The sequence below is a fragment of the Bacillus sp. BB51/4 genome, from assembly GCF_008368845.1.
Lineage (GTDB): Bacteria > Bacillota > Bacilli > Bacillales > Bacillaceae_G > Bacillus_A > Bacillus_A wiedmannii.
The window spans coordinates 320,561-336,126 of record NZ_QOSC01000008.1 but is presented as its reverse complement, the minus strand read 5'-3'; the positions used below and the strand labels follow the sequence as shown (position 1 = coordinate 336,126).

The 15,566-nt window shown below is 35.4% G+C and carries 18 protein-coding genes and 1 other annotated feature; of the genes, 2 read left to right on the top strand and 16 right to left on the bottom strand.

Features of this window, described 5'->3' with window-relative positions; all coding sequences use genetic code 11:
• Positions 1-113: 113 nt before the first annotated feature.
• From DN392_RS30310 to DN392_RS10310, 6 genes are all read right to left on the bottom strand, one after another.
• Positions 114-284, bottom strand: a complete 171-nt coding sequence (locus tag DN392_RS30310; RefSeq protein WP_000971477.1) for a hypothetical protein — start codon at positions 282-284, stop codon at positions 114-116.
• A gap of 83 nt (positions 285-367) precedes the next feature.
• Positions 368-1,552 carry an MFS transporter gene (locus tag DN392_RS10330; RefSeq protein ID WP_074651764.1) on the bottom strand — a complete coding sequence of 395 codons (1,185 nt, stop codon included), beginning with the start codon at positions 1,550-1,552 and terminating at the stop codon, positions 368-370.
• Positions 1,553-1,661: 109 nt separating this feature from the next.
• Complete coding sequence (locus DN392_RS10325; RefSeq protein WP_048566631.1) at positions 1,662-2,975, bottom strand: APC family permease; 1,314 nt, start codon at positions 2,973-2,975, stop codon at positions 1,662-1,664.
• A 65-nt stretch (positions 2,976-3,040) separates the two neighbouring features.
• Positions 3,041-3,277 (bottom strand) — a binding site (T-box leader).
• Between the two features lie 335 nt (positions 3,278-3,612).
• Positions 3,613-4,575 (bottom strand): hypothetical protein, encoded by a 963-nt coding sequence (locus tag DN392_RS10320; RefSeq protein ID WP_061673415.1) that lies wholly within the window; start codon positions 4,573-4,575, stop codon positions 3,613-3,615.
• A 129-nt stretch (positions 4,576-4,704) separates the two neighbouring features.
• Positions 4,705-5,487, bottom strand: coding sequence for a membrane protein insertase YidC (gene yidC / locus DN392_RS10315; RefSeq protein WP_000920539.1), 783 nt, complete (start codon positions 5,485-5,487; stop codon positions 4,705-4,707).
• 28 nt (positions 5,488-5,515) lie between these two features.
• Complete coding sequence (locus DN392_RS10310) at positions 5,516-5,800, bottom strand: hypothetical protein (protein WP_000394932.1); 285 nt, start codon at positions 5,798-5,800, stop codon at positions 5,516-5,518.
• A gap of 276 nt (positions 5,801-6,076) precedes the next feature.
• On the opposite strand from DN392_RS10310, the gene DN392_RS10305 reads away from it, so the two are divergent.
• Positions 6,077-6,970, top strand: a complete 894-nt coding sequence (locus DN392_RS10305; protein ID WP_000530035.1) for a YitT family protein — start codon at positions 6,077-6,079, stop codon at positions 6,968-6,970.
• Between the two features lie 110 nt (positions 6,971-7,080).
• Here DN392_RS10305 and DN392_RS10300 read toward each other — a convergent pair whose 3' ends face one another.
• Positions 7,081-7,602 (bottom strand): GNAT family N-acetyltransferase, encoded by a 522-nt coding sequence (locus tag DN392_RS10300; RefSeq protein WP_000406907.1) that lies wholly within the window; start codon positions 7,600-7,602, stop codon positions 7,081-7,083.
• Between the two features lie 461 nt (positions 7,603-8,063).
• Between DN392_RS10300 and DN392_RS10295 the strand changes: the two genes are divergently transcribed.
• Positions 8,064-8,450, top strand: coding sequence for a DUF3938 domain-containing protein (locus DN392_RS10295; protein WP_001077775.1), 387 nt, complete (start codon positions 8,064-8,066; stop codon positions 8,448-8,450).
• 89 nt (positions 8,451-8,539) lie between these two features.
• Here DN392_RS10295 and DN392_RS10285 read toward each other — a convergent pair whose 3' ends face one another.
• The 9 genes from DN392_RS10285 to DN392_RS10245 all read right to left on the bottom strand — a co-directional run bounded on the left by DN392_RS10285 (position 8,540) and on the right by DN392_RS10245 (position 15,469).
• Entirely contained in the window at positions 8,540-9,973 is a 1,434-nt protein-coding gene (locus tag DN392_RS10285; RefSeq protein ID WP_048566634.1) for a sensor histidine kinase, read from the bottom strand.
• Complete coding sequence (locus tag DN392_RS10280; RefSeq protein ID WP_048566635.1) at positions 9,973-10,662, bottom strand: response regulator transcription factor; 690 nt, start codon at positions 10,660-10,662, stop codon at positions 9,973-9,975. The genes DN392_RS10285 and DN392_RS10280 overlap by 1 nt, the downstream gene beginning before the upstream one ends.
• A gap of 12 nt (positions 10,663-10,674) precedes the next feature.
• The gene (locus DN392_RS10275) at positions 10,675-11,445 is read right to left on the bottom strand and encodes an ABC transporter permease (protein ID WP_048566636.1); all 771 of its coding nucleotides are present in this window, start codon (positions 11,443-11,445) and stop codon (positions 10,675-10,677) included.
• 10 nt (positions 11,446-11,455) lie between these two features.
• Complete coding sequence (locus tag DN392_RS10270; RefSeq protein ID WP_048566637.1) at positions 11,456-12,274, bottom strand: ABC transporter permease subunit; 819 nt, start codon at positions 12,272-12,274, stop codon at positions 11,456-11,458.
• Positions 12,271-12,999 carry an ABC transporter ATP-binding protein gene (locus DN392_RS10265; protein ID WP_048566638.1) on the bottom strand — a complete coding sequence of 243 codons (729 nt, stop codon included), beginning with the start codon at positions 12,997-12,999 and terminating at the stop codon, positions 12,271-12,273. The genes DN392_RS10270 and DN392_RS10265 overlap by 4 nt, the downstream gene beginning before the upstream one ends.
• A 219-nt stretch (positions 13,000-13,218) precedes the next feature.
• Positions 13,219-13,359: a DUF3985 family protein gene (locus DN392_RS10260; protein WP_000404783.1), complete on the bottom strand. Its 141-nt coding sequence runs from the start codon at positions 13,357-13,359 to the stop codon at positions 13,219-13,221.
• Positions 13,360-13,455: 96 nt separating this feature from the next.
• Positions 13,456-14,538 (bottom strand): site-2 protease family protein, encoded by a 1,083-nt coding sequence (locus DN392_RS10255; protein ID WP_000353763.1) that lies wholly within the window; start codon positions 14,536-14,538, stop codon positions 13,456-13,458.
• Positions 14,539-14,550: 12 nt separating this feature from the next.
• Entirely contained in the window at positions 14,551-15,258 is a 708-nt protein-coding gene (locus DN392_RS10250) for a DUF3169 family protein (RefSeq protein ID WP_033658962.1), read from the bottom strand.
• Positions 15,248-15,469: a helix-turn-helix transcriptional regulator gene (locus DN392_RS10245; RefSeq protein ID WP_000776155.1), complete on the bottom strand. Its 222-nt coding sequence runs from the start codon at positions 15,467-15,469 to the stop codon at positions 15,248-15,250. The genes DN392_RS10250 and DN392_RS10245 overlap by 11 nt, the downstream gene beginning before the upstream one ends.
• Positions 15,470-15,566: the final 97 nt, after the last annotated feature.

Below are 15,566 nucleotides of genomic sequence, written 5' to 3'. Positions count from 1 at the left end.
CTCATGCTGCTATTGACAAATGAATATTACATATTTTAAATTTCAAAAAAATAAAAAAGCACTTTATAAGTGCCTTCATAACTTACGAGAACCAAATTTTAAACGAATATATATTACTTATCTTTTTCTTTTATCTCCATTAACAAATTAATTATTTTCTCATTTTGCTCCACTTGTTTCTCTGAATTTTGATAGATGAAACGAATCCATCTTAATACAAAAACAACTACAACTATCGGTAATAGTGCAAGTATCATACCGAATATAGAGAAATTGAACATCATTTTCCCATCACCTCGCTACATACAACTTTCTCCATATATCCACTAAAACCTGCAAAATTTTACAATTTTTAAAAAAGAACCTATCAAACGATAGATTCTTCTTTCACGGACTGAGTAGAACGTCCTCTCGTAATAGAGAAAATCGCACAAAGCAGAGCTAATATAATAAAGCCGCCACCTACCCAAGCATTATATATAACAGATGATTTTTCAATAACAACTCCGCCTACTGTTGAACCGAGCGCAATTCCTAAGTGAAGCGCAGAGTTATTTAAACTTTGCTGAATACCAGCCGATTCTGGTGCAATTTCAATTAAATAGTTTTGTTGTGCTGGCGAAATAGCCCAGCTCAGCATACTCCAAAGTCCCATCATAATAATGAACAACGGGAATGAGAATGTCATCATCGGCAATATGAAGATCGCACACGCAAATACGATAATAATTGAAATAATACTTTTCTTCGATCCCCATTTATCAGCAAGCAAGCCCCCAAGGCCGCCTCCAAGTACCGCTGCAATTCCGAAAATGAAGTAAAACACACTAATCCAATCCGCTTCAACATGCATCACATCTTTTAAGAAAGGTGTTAAATATGCATATAGTGTTAAATGACCCGTTAAAAATAAAAATGATGTTAACTGTGCACTTACGATTTTCTTATCTTTTAACGTAGCAATTTGTTCTCTTATTGATAACACTGATGTCGGTGGTACTTTCGTTAAGAATAGTGAAATACAAGCAATTGCTATAACTGTTAATACCGAAATTAATACAAATGGTGCACGCCATCCATATGCATTTCCAAGTACAAGTCCAAGTGGTACTCCAAGTACAAGTGATCCACTAATCCCCATGAAAATGATTCCAATGGCACGCGCACGAAAATGCGGTTCTACAACGCTAGAAGCAAGTGTTACTGACAGTGCAATAATAAGCGAACCACTCGCTGCACAAACAACCCTTGAGAACATTAACATCCCGTAATTCACACTAAATGCTGAAATAATATTTCCGATTAAGAAAATTGATAATGCCCCAATGTATAATCTTTTTCTTTCAAATTTTCCAGTTACCGCTAATAAAACCGGACCTGATAAAGCAAATACTACTGAAAATATTGTTATAAGCTGACCAGCTGCACTAATAGATACTCCTAAATCATTGGCAACTAGATCGAGCGTTCCTCCTATAATTAGCTCAACCGTTCCGACTACGAAAGCCGCGATAGCTAAAATATACACACGAAAATTCAAGTCTTTCCCCACGCTTTCTTTTTTGGTTACTACGACTATAGTAACCAAAAAAGAAATTGAACACAAGTACAATTTTTTTACAATAAAAAAACAGGCGTATCATACGCCTGCCTTCTAATTATTAAACACTAGTTTTGTTCTTTTTATTTAAATACCAATACACCGGCAGTCCAGTAAATACAATTCCAATTGATAAGAAACAACTTACCGGATCATTAATAATCGCACTTCCAAGTACAAACAATGATCCTAAAATCGCAACGATTGGTACAATCGGGAATAACGGTACACTGTATGCACGCTCTTTATTCTTGTTACGTTTTCTTAAAATGAAGACACCAATAAACGTCATTACATAGAAAATATAAATAATGAATACGGAAATCTCAGATAGCTTATTCGGATCACTAATAATCATTAAAATAATTCCTAAAATGATTTCAACAGTAATCGCATTTGCTGGTGTTTTAAATCTTGGACTTTCCTTTGCGATAAACTTAGAAAACGGAAGGTGTCCACGCTCTGCCATCGACATCGGAATACGTGGGAACGTTAAAATTTTTCCATTTAAACAACCGAAAATAGAAACGATAATACCGATACTAATGATTTTCCCGCCATATTCTCCAAGTAACATGCCCGCAGCTGTCGCTGTTGCATTCTCTCCAAGGTCTACAATTTTCGCTGCTGGTAACACATTTAATAATGCCAAGTTAATTAGTACGTAAGCAGCCGTTACAATTAAAATCCCAACTGTCATCGCTTTCGGTAATAACTTTGTTGGATTCTTCATTTCTCCGCCAATTGAAGCGAGTAGAATCCAGCCGTCATAAGCAAATAACGTTGCTAAAATTGCCATACCGATACTTTGATTTTCTGATATCGGCACTACTACATTAAAGATATCGCTATTTCCTTTCCAAAAACCTAACACAACAATTAATACGATCGGAATCATCTTCCCAATTGTCGTAACCGTTTGGACGATACCTCCATATTTTGTTCCCATACTATTTACAACGCCAAGGAACACAACTGTTCCAATAGCAATTGGTAAATTCCATACTTTATCTAAATAGAAAAAATTAATCATTAAAGAACTAAAGTACAAGCCTAATGTTCCAATAATAGCTGGTCCATAAACAATTGTTTGCATCCAGCCTGATAAATATCCCCAAAAACTTCCGTAAATCTCCTCTAAATACGTATACAACCCACCATTTTTCGGGATTTGCGCTCCAATTTCAGCTACTGTTAAACCACTTGCTAACGTCAACAGACCACCAATTACCCAAGCAAGAATAGCCATATTAGAACTCCCCGAGTAATCTAATACGCTCCCTGGCTTCATAAACACACCAGATCCAATAATCGTTCCTACTACGATAGAAAGTGCTACTGTTAAACCAATTTTGTTCTTCTCATCATGATGCATGCTGCGTATCCTCCTTCCAATTCTAGTGTGATGCAAAAATGAAATAAAAAAACACTCCTCCCTAAAAAAGGGACGAGTGTTGTATTCGTGGTTCCACCCTTGTTTCAATTCGTAAAGTAACACACTTCACCAATTTCTCAAGTCTAAATAACGGTTTTTGCCGGCAAGCAATTACTAGGTATCCGTTCACTGCTGCAGTTCAGAGGTGGTAATCCATTTTTCCGTATTAGGAAGCTCACAGCCAAAGGCTTCCCTCTCTGAAAATCGTAAAAAATTGATCATGTCCTCATCATCACTTCTTGATGTCGAATTTTGTAGTTATTGTTCATTATATTGAATTGTTAGAAAAAATCAATATATTTTTTTATATAACATAAGAAATGTTTCTCTTCTTATATTATAACAGAAGCTATAATATTTCTCTAATTCCCCAGTATCTTTGGAACAGCGTAGCGGTAAAAATTATATCAGAGATTATTCAAATATATCGACCGTAACTCAAATTACATCAGTGATTTTCAAAATATATCGATTTACCAACAAAAAACGACAATAAGTAAGAGGAGACTTTCTAAAAGAAAGTCTCCTCACATACATACCTTCCGATTGCCCACACGGAAGATACGACTTCACTCAATTATTTCTCATCTTTTTTCATAAAAAGTTTGTGATGTGGAAGATCCACATTCAACGCCTCTAATTGTTTCTTCTCATTTTCTAAAATCGATTTCGCTTTTTCTTTCGTTACCTCATCTAATCCCGCAAAGATGTCTTCATGCTTCTCTTTCTCTGGAAGTTTCACACCTAGCTTTGTTAGTTCTTCTTTTGCTTGCTCATGAGTTAATTTACCGGATTTTTCTTGTTCAAAAATAGACTTTGCTTTTTCTTTTGTTGCTTCATCTAAGTCAGCAAGCATGTCTTTACGCTTACCTTTCTCAGGGAATTTCACACCTAGCTTTGTTAATTCTTCTTTTGCTTGTTCACGTGTTAGTTTGCCGGATTTCTCTTGTTCTAAGATTGATTTCGCTTTTTCTTTTGTTGCTTCGTCTAAGTTAGCAAACATATCTCCATGTTTACCCTTTTCCGGGAACTTCACGCCTAGTTTTGTTAATTCTTCTTGCGCTTGTTCACGTGTTAGTTTGCCGGATTTTTCTTGTTCTAAGATTGATTTCGCTTTTTCTTTTGTTGCTTCGTCTAAGTTAGCGAACATATCTCCATGCTTATCCTTTTCCGGGAACTTCACACCTAACTTCGTTAATTCTTCTTGCGCTTGTTCACGTGTTAATTCCCCAGATTTCTCTTGCTCTAAAATCGATTTCACTTTTTCTTTCGCCTGATCATCTAGCCCTGCAAACATATCTTTACGTTTTTCTTTCTCTGGAAGCTTTACACCTAGCTCCCCCAACTGTTTCTTTGTATCGTCCATAATCGTTTTTACTTTTTGTTTTGTAGCGTCATCTAAATCTTTCTTCGCCGTTTTTGTAGACTGCTCAGCTGCTTGAGTATTCGTTGCCGCGAATGCCGGAATACCGACTCCTCCAATGATTCCGAATGATAAAGCACCTGCAATCGCTAAATACCCAACTGTTTTCTTCTTCATAGGAAATTTCCTCCTTCATATTTCTAAAGTATGTACACTTTCGTATACAATTCCTATAGTAATGTTGGTTTCTTAACATTTCCTTAACGACTTAACAAAAAAACGCCGCTCATCCCGAGCGGCGTTGTTCTAAGCTTTTTGTAATTGTAATTCTTCACGTTCCATTATTCTTCTTAATACAATTGTTTGTGTCATTGTAAATAAATTACCCGTTATCCAGTACAACACAAGTCCTGATGGCGCCGCAAATCCCATAAATAAAATCATTGCTGGCATCATAATTTGCTGCACTTTCAGCATCTGTACTTGTTCTCCAGGTGTAATATTAGATTGGAAAACTTTCATCTGAATAAACGTCGTTAACGCTGCGATAATCGGTAATATATGATAAGGATCTGCATGTCCTAAGTTCACCCATAAAAATGACGATGTGCGAATCTCTTCTGTTCGGCTAATCGCATAATACAAAGCAGAGAAAATCGGCATTTGTATTAATAGTGGCCAGCAACCAGCTAGTGGATTCCAACCGCCTGATTTCATTAGTTCCGACATTTCCTTTTGATACTGCTTTTGTTTTTCAAGATCTTTACCCACATCACCGTATTTTTGTTTCAGCTTCTGCAGTTCAGGTTGCATTTTCTTCATTTTCGCTTGACTACGATATTGCGAAACAGCTAATGGGATCATTGCTGAACGAATAACGAGCGTCATAATAATAATAGAAATCCCGAAGCTAGCTCCTGGTATGTGATGAGCAACAAATTGAATCATAAACGAGATTGGATATACGAAATAATGATCCCAAATCCCCGTACTATGTGCATCAATTGGGGCTGCATTACTGCAACCAGATAAAACAAAAACAAGTAATAATGATAAACTAACGAGCACAGCTCGGTATGATTTTAACATGTTCATTCCTCCAATGTTTCGTAATTATTTAGCGAAACATTGGTGTATACGGACCGACCTCGTCATTCTCTTCACTGGATTCTTGTCTGCGCACAGAACGAATCATTCCATATTTATAAAAAATAGAGAAAAGCGTTACATTACCAGTACCCTCTTCACACGTATTAACTAGTTTAAAGGCTCTTTGTCTACCACTTGATGCTTGCTGACGCACAAAGCGAGAAACGTTAGCAAGGAAGAAAACTTCTAATAAACAAAGCGCTGTCGTTACAAACGATATATATAGAATTGCATCCTGCAATAAAAATTCCATCGCTTCACATCCTTAATAAGGTCATTTTAGCACATTCAACAAACATTCTCTATTTCCTTTTATCGTCAAAAAAGTATTTTGCATATTTTCTCAAGAAAACTATGTTAGAAAACCAATGTATTCGCTTTCTTTAGTATATTCACACGTATCCTTGTATAGGTTTAATTTGTTAGAAATTTATAAAATTTTCGCATTATAATAAAACTATTGCCAGTTTTTGAAAAAACCTTTATTCTCTTCTTGTAATCAAAAATGAATATGGAGATGAAACATACTATGGGTCAACTAGGAGACGCCGATTACGTTCCCGACACCGCCTTTTTATCCTTCCCAGCAGCTAAAACATTCCACTTAGAATTTATCATACAGTTGGTTGTTATTTTCGTAGCCTCTATTTTGTATGCAATTTCTATGAATATGTTCTTTATCCCGCATAACATGATTAGCGGTGGATTCGCTGGTGTAGGGATGATTATCGGTTATTTAATGCACTACAATATCGGTGCACTTATCTTTTTACTAAACATTCCTCTTCTTATTTTAAGTCACTTTTACTTAGGCAAGAAGACAACCTTTTTAACAGCGTACTTTGTAGCTGTATCATCGTTAGCGATGAACATTATCCCTGTACACCAAGTTTCAGACGATATTTTACTGTCTTCTGTATTCGGTGGTGTAATCTGCGGAGCAGCTTCCGGAATCATATTCCGATTTGCTTCTTCAACAGGTGGCTTTGATGTTGTTGGATTGATTGTAGCAAAACATCGAGATATTTCAATTGGAGCAATCATCTTTGGATTCAACTTAATCTTACTTGTTGCAGCAGGATTTATTTTCGGATGGGATATTACGCTTTATACGTTAATTAGCCGGTTTGTAGTCAGCAAAGTTATCGATGCTGTGCATACGAAACATATTAAATTAACGATAATGACAGTTACAGAAAAAGGCGAGGAAATAAAAAGCGCACTATTGCATCACGGCATACGCGGGGTGACAATGGTAGATGCTGTCGGCGGCTATACAAACCATAAGAAAAAAATGATTTACACTGTCGTGACTCGCTATGAGTTAGGCGAAATGAAACGTATTATCCGTCAAGTGGATAACAAAGCATTCATGAACATTACTGAAACAGTTGAGATTGTCGGCCGTTTCAAACGCATATAAAAAAGGTTAATACATGAAAGGGCATAACATATTAGTCATATATAATATGTTATGCCCTTTGTTATTCAACTAACGCACCCTTTAGCATAATAAAATCACGAAGTTTATTACTACAAATCGGTGGATAGCATTCCGTATACAATACTATCTGTCCATTCATTTTTATTCCAAAAATCTTGTATGAAATGGGCTTCCTTTCTCATGCCTATTCGTTCACACAATTTTTGTGAAGCTGTATTACGTGCATCAAGATTAGCTTGTATACGATGTACATGAAATTCATTAAATAATTTAAATACCAAACTACTTACTGCTTCTGTTGCCAAACCTCTCCCAGCTACTTCATTTGAAAAACTATAACCAATCTCAACAGTGTCTTTCATATTTGTGTACCATACGGATAAATCACCAATTACTTTAGTCTTGTATATAACTGCCAAACTTAATATTGATTCTTTAGTAAGTACATTATTTGCTAGCTTCTTATTAAACTTTTTCTGCATATCTTCATGAGTCCACTTATTATGTAATAGGAACTTACATGTATCATCATTATTATAAATAGCAAATACATCCTGTAAATCCGTACTCTTAAAAGGTCTAATTATTAATCTTTCTGTTGTGATCTCCAAGTTAGCTCTCCTCCCTTACATTCATGCTACAAAACATTTTTTATAGTATTTAAGCCTCCTTCTTAGATCTCACCTTGATTACATATTTCATCATAATAAATTAAAATCCTTCTTCCACTAAACTGCATTGTTAGTGGTATTTCCTTGCGCTTTTTATTTTTTACACTTATTACAAAATCAGATAATTCTATTATTGTGACCCTAAATGTGTTATAATGAAAGCAGACTCACAAAAAAAGAGTATATAGACTTGGAAGTTTCTCTTATTTTTACAAGCAAAAAGAAACGAGCAGTCAGGTATATTTCAGACACCATACACGTAACGGTTTAAAAAACCGATCATCTTAGTTATTCTTCCATGATCTTTTTATAAAAAGATACGTACAACTAAAATTCACTTCAATATACTATACCTACCTTTTTGACTTCCAAATCATCTTATTACATAAGGAGATGAACATATGAATCAATATATAAGATATACAATAGCTGTCCTGTTTGCTATTATCGGTGGAACAATCTGCTTCTGGACAAACACTCAGCTTGGAGAGAATATCATTTTTAATGGAATCGAAACGCTTGTAAGCGCTTCAATTTTAGGTGGATACATTTACTTCCTCTTCAATCCAGAAGAAAATGCACAAAAAACAATGTTATTAACAATGATCGGAATCGTTGGCGGATGTATTTCCTACTCAATGACTAACTATACATTACCACTTCAATTAAGCTCAGCTTTCTTCCACGGTCTATGGACTTGGTTCATTGCATTCTGCCTAGCAGACGTATTCAACCTTTTACAAGACAATGAAGAAGAAAACGGTCGCCAAATTGAAAGTAACTCGTAAGCTGGAAGGATTCTTCCAGCTTTTTTTATGTTGTTTTGCAGATCCCATCACCACAATAAAAAGAAGTTACCTTCACGGCAACTTCTTTTCTACATACCTCCGCTCGGAATCCGAAACGAAACATGTGCCCCACCTCGCACCTCGCTATTTTCTACCTGTATTTTACCGCCGTGCTTCTCAACAATTGTCTTAGCAATATATAAACCGAGTCCAAAATGCTCCTTGCTTCCTGAGCGTGACTGATCTCCTTGATAAAAACGTTGTAATACTTTTTTCAAATCTCCTTCTTGGAAACCAGGCCCTGAATCATATACATGAAACTCTATTGTGTCATGCCAAGTACACACTTTAACGAGCACCTTCCCTGACACCGGGGTAAACCGAACTGCATTCATTACGATATTATCCATTACTTGACTGATCCGCTCTTGGTCAAATACTAAGCTTTGTACATCCCCATTATTTTCAAAGATAACATCCCACTTAATTTCTTTTTTCCTAGCTATACATTCATATTCTTCTAGTTTTTTTAGAAAGAATGGATTTATATGTACTCTATTTAAACGTAATTGAAATGCAAAGCTTTCTAACTCATTTACTGTTTGGAACTCCTCAAGAAGTTTTGTCATTCTGTTTGTGTTTCGTTCAATCGTTTGTAAATAACGATGTAATAAATCTTCATTTTTCCATAAGCCACTTTGCAGACCTTCTGCATGACCTTGCACAATCGTTAGCGGTGTTTTCAAATCATGAGAAATAGCTCTAATGTATTCTCTTCTTTCTTCTTCTAACTCCCATTGTCGTGACAAACTAGTAGCTAATGCTCCACGCATGTTTTCAAACGAACTGACTAATTCACCAATCTCATTTTGCGCGTTGTATTCTAAATGAAAATTTAAATCCTGCTCTTGAATTCTTTTTGAAGCCTCTGATAATTCAGCAAGTGGTTTCTTTATTCTTTTTCCCATTCGGTTTGAAACGATGTAGGATAAAATTGTAATGTATATAAAGGGTGAAGCTAAAAATAAGATTACAAAAAAGGAATCAACTGCCGAAGCGGTTGATATTATCAAATGATAATTAAACCCTATCGCTCCTTGTAAATCTCCATTCTTATCCACTAAAGGCAGATATGTCGTAACTTCAGTATCATCATCTTCCTCATGAATATTTGTATTAATAACACTCAAAATTGGTCTCTCATTTGTTATTACTTTCTTTTTATATGTACCATAAAAAATAGCTCCTTGCCTATTAACAATTTGATATTGAATGCCCTCACGAGGGACAATTTTCTCTAATTCATATTGCTCTTTCTCGTCTAACAATAGCGCGCCTTTATCTTTTACGTATTCTTTTATCATAGGAATTTTCTGCTCATAATAATTTGCAGGAAATACTTTTCCACTCTTCGTTAACCAATACCAACCACTAACCGCCGTTAAAACGGTCAGTATTAAACTACCAATTAAAACTATTAAGAAGCCAATTACTAGCTGTTGTTTAATCCGTAATCTTTGCATCAATTTTGTACACTCCACTTATATCCAATTCCCCACACCGTTTGAATATATGTATATTCTCTATCATATACACTAAGCTTTGTTCTAATTTTCTTTATATGCTCAACTACAGTAGAGACATCACTTTCACTATCATATCCCCAAATTTTTTCAAACAGCTGCTCTTTCGTCAAAACTTGGCCAGCATGAAGTGCTAACATTTTCACGACTTCATACTCCTTTTTTGTAAAGTGAATTTTTTCTTTACCTAATAGTATTTCATAACTCTGCAAATCTATTACTAAATCGCCATAACGTAGAAAATTCTTTTGCCCCATCATTTGCAATTCTGTCGTACGACGCAAATTAGCAATAATTCTCGCTTTCAACTCTTTTAAACTAAACGGCTTACTAATATAATCGTCTCCACCAATCAATAAACCTTCTATACGAGAGCGTTCACTACCATCGGCACTTAAAAATAAGATGGGACATGCATAAGACTCTCTCATCTTCTCGCACACTTTAAATCCATTCATATCTGGCAACATAACATCTAAAACAATAAGGTCCACGCTACTATCTAATTTTTTCAAAGCCTCTTCACCATTTAGTGCACTTCTTACTTCATACCCCTCCATGACAAGACTATCTTCAATAAATGTAAGAATATCCGGTTCATCGTCTACAACTAATATTTTGTCCGCCACGGTAAGTCCCTCCTAATTAAATACATCTTTTTTACACCAACTAAACATAGCCGCTATTGCACATCCTCCTAGAATTGTACCATTTATTAGGTAAAACGTTACTTTCCCCTCACTTAATATTCTTAGAATTGATTCGCTTCCAATTACAAAATAACTTACTTCTTCATTCACATATAAACTTGCTACTAGTAAACCGACTATCACAAAATATGTAATAATAGAATTTTGAAACCAAAGGCTTACAAGGCTACTCAACATAATTAAAGCACTTGCGATAAACCATAATATTAAATAATATTTTACAGTATATAAAATAGAGGCACCCGTCCCATAAATGACTTGTTTATCCAAAAAGAATGTCTCCTCTGCGTGCCTAATAAAAAATGTTCCGTATATATTACTCTCTATAAATGCTATTAATAAAAATAAACTTACGATACTCATTTGAGTAGCCCATTTTGCCAATAATAATTCCCCTCTACTTACCGGGCGGATCATGACAAGACGATATGCGCCAGATGAAATTTCGCTATTAAAACTATCAATAAATAAGATTGGAAAAATTAATAAGAATAGCGTAAAATACCATTCTCTTGTAACTGCAACAGGAAAGTTCAAATTACTTAAGATTGCTTCCGTCCCTTTTGTATCGTAAATAGCAACTCCAAAAGTATGAACCCATACACTGTGCAAAATAAGTAACAGTCCAAAAATAACAATTAATACTTTCGTCTTCTTTCTATCAAAAATCCGTTCAAATTCGCTTATAAGTATTTGTCTCATTCTTCACACCTCACACAAAATTATCTTTTTTTCCTATCCAATAAACTGTTACAACATTACAAACAGCAATGTATACAAGTAAAATTACAGATCCAAAAAGAATCAGCCGTGAACTACCAGATAAAGCTATAGCAATTCCCTCATGTTGCAATTTAATTAAAGACGAATAATTAATATAAAGAAAAGCCGGTGATTTCCCTATCACTAACGCCATCGCTGGATATCCAAAAGAAAATATAATAAATCCCATACCAAGAAGTGTTGCACTTGTTATCGATTTACTTATAACCGAAAGCATAATTAATATGCTAGCCATCGCTATTAAAGTAAGATAAGCAATTCCATAATAAGAAATACAGTATAAGAAAACGCCAAGTGCATTCGTTTTTTCCGTATGATAAAACAAAAGAATATTCGGTTCATGCTCAAAGAAAATATAGCCAATACAATAACTACAAATAAAATAGGCACCTATAAATAGCAAACTTACTGCCAATATCGTAATTATTTTCGCAATAAGAATTTCCGAATACATGTATGACCTTTGGATTACCATCCGAATTTGACCACTGTGATACTCTTGAGCAAACACAAGGACAATCAAAACGAGTAAAACAAGATTACATATACTCATAAGCATTTCTGATAATGCAAGCACTGGGAATGAATTCGCATATGTATAATCAACTGCTATCCTTTCTACTTTTTGATTATGTTTCAAATAGTACTTCGCAGCCCCAAGTAACATCACAGGTATCATCAAAAAACAAAGCCATGTTACTTTCTTAGCCCAAATCCGCTCCCATTCCGAGCGTACTAACATCATCATGAGCTCATCATCTCCACGAAAATATCTTCTAATTCTTTATTTCTTCCTTGTAACTCTTCCGTCGTCCCCCGCCATATTAGTGATCCTTCACGAATCATGACCCATGAATCACACATAAGCTCCAATTCACGAATTAAATGACTAGAAATGAAAAAAGTTATTCCCTTCTCACGCTGTAAGTCGAGTACAATTTTACGAAGTTGCTTAATTCCAACTGGATCTAATCCATTAGACGGTTCATCCAAAATGATAAAATCTGGATCCCCAAGAAGCGCCTGCGCAATCCCTAAACGCTGCTTCATCCCTAACGAATACGTACCAACTTTATCGTCAGCACGATTTTCTAAACCGACGACTTCTAATACTTGCTGCACCTTTTTTTCAAGAACTTCTCCACCAGTACGTAGCGTAATCCTACCTAAATTCCGTAAATTTTTTCGCCCTGACATATAAGGGAAGAAAATTGGTGCTTCTACAATTGCACCCACATGCTGAAGAGCTTCTTTCCGATCTTTTTGTACGCTACTGCCATTAATTAAGATTTCACCTTCATTTGGTCGAATTAATCCCATAATCGTTCGAATAAGAGTCGTCTTCCCTGAACCATTTGGCCCAACAAAACCACAAATTTCATTTTTATAAACAGAAAAAGACATGTGGCTTAACAACGTTCTTCCCTTCACTCTTTTCGTCACATCTCTTACTTCTAAAACCGCTTTTTTCATCCCTATCGCCTCCTTACTATAAGAATAGAAGGTAAAAATAAACAATTTATAAACAAATAAAAAGAAGCTACCCTCACGGCAACTTCTTTTCCATATACCCCACTTAGTATTCACTATAATATATCAACGATTCTCCAAATATATCGATCATTTCTCCACTTATATCAACGTTCCAATACAGGTTATCGATTTACCGACACCCTAAACCCACAACATACCCTATCCCCCAAGCAATTTACTGCCGAACTCTACGATTAAAAAGATAACTAATAGGATCGCGAGTATCTTTAATGCCACATATGCTACTTTAAAAACAGCATAAATGAGCAAGACTATTAAAATAATCGTTAAAATTTCCATCTAGAATTCCTCCAAGCTTTGCCCTTCTTATCTTATTTTACTCGCCCTAGACTTTTTATGGAACGGCATAAAACGACATAGAAAAAAGAGGATACCTTACCCATCGTAAGATACCCTCTCTTTCAACTGCTCAAACCATTCTCTCTCTAATTGTAAATATCCTATTTCACTCTTCTCGGCACTCTTTAATTCTTTGTCTGCTTTCCTCATATAAGTGTGGGACGCTTCCATATCGCCCTCTAAATATTTAACAATTCCTTGTGTGCGATAATACCCATGTAAGTCCACTTTTGTAATGGCCTTCCCATGTTCCTTCGCTTCATGCAGGGAAAGGCTATCCATCTGATAAAGAGCTTTATATAAAAGATACCAACTGTGAAAACTGCTGACGAAATATTTATTTTCTTTCGTTATAGGGAGCTGGGCAACTTGTTCTATATATGGTATCGCTCTTTCCATTCCCTTTTGATCCGACCGGGCAAGGAAGACAAGCATAAGTCCGCTCATGATCTCTCTTATACTTTTATGTTCTTTTATTTTATCTTCGGTAAGTTCTACTAATCTCTTATCCCAATCTTTCGGCCTCTTATAACTAAATAACTCACTCGATACTTGAATGTTATATACATGCTGCTTCGCCTTTTCATCATCTTTAATTAAAATAAGAAATTGCATACCATCGCTCATAAGCGTTCCTTTTATCGGTACGATTGTAACCGCAAAAATTACAAAATGGAAAACAGAAAAATATAACAGATATTGATAATAACTCACCATGTATATGTAACCAAAAGTAATACCAAATAGTAAACTTGTTATTGGTCCACCTAAAGTCATCCATGCCCATTTTTTCGAAAGGTTCGGTGTTACTATAGAAGGCGGTATTAACATTGCCACGCCTCCGAAGTACGCCCATAATTTATTTTCTCGAATACGTACTTTCCCCTTCTCTTTTTGAACAGTAATAGGCCCTACTGTCATAAATTTAAATGTCAAACCACCTATTATGCCGAATATGACATGTCCTAACTCATGAATGATTACCACTAACAGAAAAATCCCCAATAATGCCCATATATTCAACATTGTTTCTAATTTTCCAGTTCGGATCACTCCGTATAAAATGGACAGAATGAGCGCCACTGTTAGTGAACCAGCTGGTCTTCTTAAAATATCCACCTTTTTCTCCCCTTAATAAATCATTTTTCTCTGCATTTCATACATAAATTTTCCGAGATGCAATATCCAAATAAATGAGATTAAGCCAATTAATACAAAATCGATATCACTAGCCGCTGTATATATAACGGCAGCCCACCATACATATGCCAAGACTGTATTCGTAAATTCATATGCTTTATATCCAGCCTCATGCACAATGTGCTTTAATCCTTCATCTGCGTTTTTCGTCCACATTTTCATAGATTCCATATATGTTACACCTTGTTCAGGATATAGCTTGTTATAACGATTTTTTATTATGAGCCCGATAACCACTACAATAGTCAAACAGACAATAGATGCTACTAAATTCCACACTGCAAATGAAACATTTGTATCCTGCAACAGTGCACGTCTACATGTAATAACTGCATATACAAACCATGCCTGCGTAACTATATCACCTACACGTAAATATATACTTATAATGCCTAATTTTCTGCCTTGTACGCTCTCTTCTTCATCGCGTGCCTCCGCTAACATACGTGTATTCTTCCAAGTGTAGTACATCATTAAGATTCCAAAAATAGTACATACACCTATAAATGTATTAGATGATAATTTTCTCGGTTCATCCGAGAGTAAATTTAAAGCTATATAAGATGTTAAAAAGCCACCCATCATACTTAATGCTATTTTCCCCACAAAATCAAATTGTTTTTTTCGTTTACTCTTCATCATCCTCTTCCCCCTCCATTAACGTAAATATTTCCTCCACCGGTACGTTGAAAATGTGTGCGATTTTTAGCGACAATACAATAGATGGTGCATAATCCCCGCGCTCAATTAAACTAATCGTTTGCCGTGATGATCCAATCGCTTTCCCTAAATCCCCTTGTGATAAACGATGCTTTGCTCGCAATTCCCTCACTCGATTTTGAAGCTTCATGTCTTCCCTCTTTTTCATTTATTTAATTAAAATTGTAAATAATATCCTTATTTTTGTCAATTATAATTGTCATTTTGACGTTAATAATTGACAATAT

Bases quoted from the DNA above. Each gene is read 5' to 3' on its own strand.
- DN392_RS30310 (WP_000971477.1), bottom strand. From the start codon at position 284: ATGATGTTCAATTTCTCTATATTCGGTATGATACTTGCACTATTACCG.
- DN392_RS10325 (WP_048566631.1), bottom strand. From the start codon at position 2,975: ATGCATCATGATGAGAAGAACAAAATTGGTTTAACAGTAGCACTTTCT.
- DN392_RS10320 (WP_061673415.1), bottom strand. From the start codon at position 4,575: ATGAAGAAGAAAACAGTTGGGTATTTAGCGATTGCAGGTGCTTTATCA.
- yidC (WP_000920539.1), bottom strand. From the start codon at position 5,487: ATGTTAAAATCATACCGAGCTGTGCTCGTTAGTTTATCATTATTACTT.
- DN392_RS10310 (WP_000394932.1), bottom strand. From the start codon at position 5,800: ATGGAATTTTTATTGCAGGATGCAATTCTATATATATCGTTTGTAACG.
- DN392_RS10305 (WP_000530035.1), top strand. From the start codon at position 6,077: ATGGGTCAACTAGGAGACGCCGATTACGTTCCCGACACCGCCTTTTTA.
- DN392_RS10295 (WP_001077775.1), top strand. From the start codon at position 8,064: ATGAATCAATATATAAGATATACAATAGCTGTCCTGTTTGCTATTATC.
- DN392_RS10285 (WP_048566634.1), bottom strand. From the start codon at position 9,973: ATGCAAAGATTACGGATTAAACAACAGCTAGTAATTGGCTTCTTAATA.
- DN392_RS10275 (WP_048566636.1), bottom strand. From the start codon at position 11,445: ATGAGACAAATACTTATAAGCGAATTTGAACGGATTTTTGATAGAAAG.
- DN392_RS10270 (WP_048566637.1), bottom strand. From the start codon at position 12,274: ATGATGATGTTAGTACGCTCGGAATGGGAGCGGATTTGGGCTAAGAAA.
- DN392_RS10265 (WP_048566638.1), bottom strand. From the start codon at position 12,999: ATGAAAAAAGCGGTTTTAGAAGTAAGAGATGTGACGAAAAGAGTGAAG.
- DN392_RS10260 (WP_000404783.1), bottom strand. From the start codon at position 13,359: ATGGAAATTTTAACGATTATTTTAATAGTCTTGCTCATTTATGCTGTT.
- DN392_RS10250 (WP_033658962.1), bottom strand. From the start codon at position 15,258: ATGAAGAGTAAACGAAAAAAACAATTTGATTTTGTGGGGAAAATAGCA.
- DN392_RS10245 (WP_000776155.1), bottom strand. From the start codon at position 15,469: ATGAAGCTTCAAAATCGAGTGAGGGAATTGCGAGCAAAGCATCGTTTA.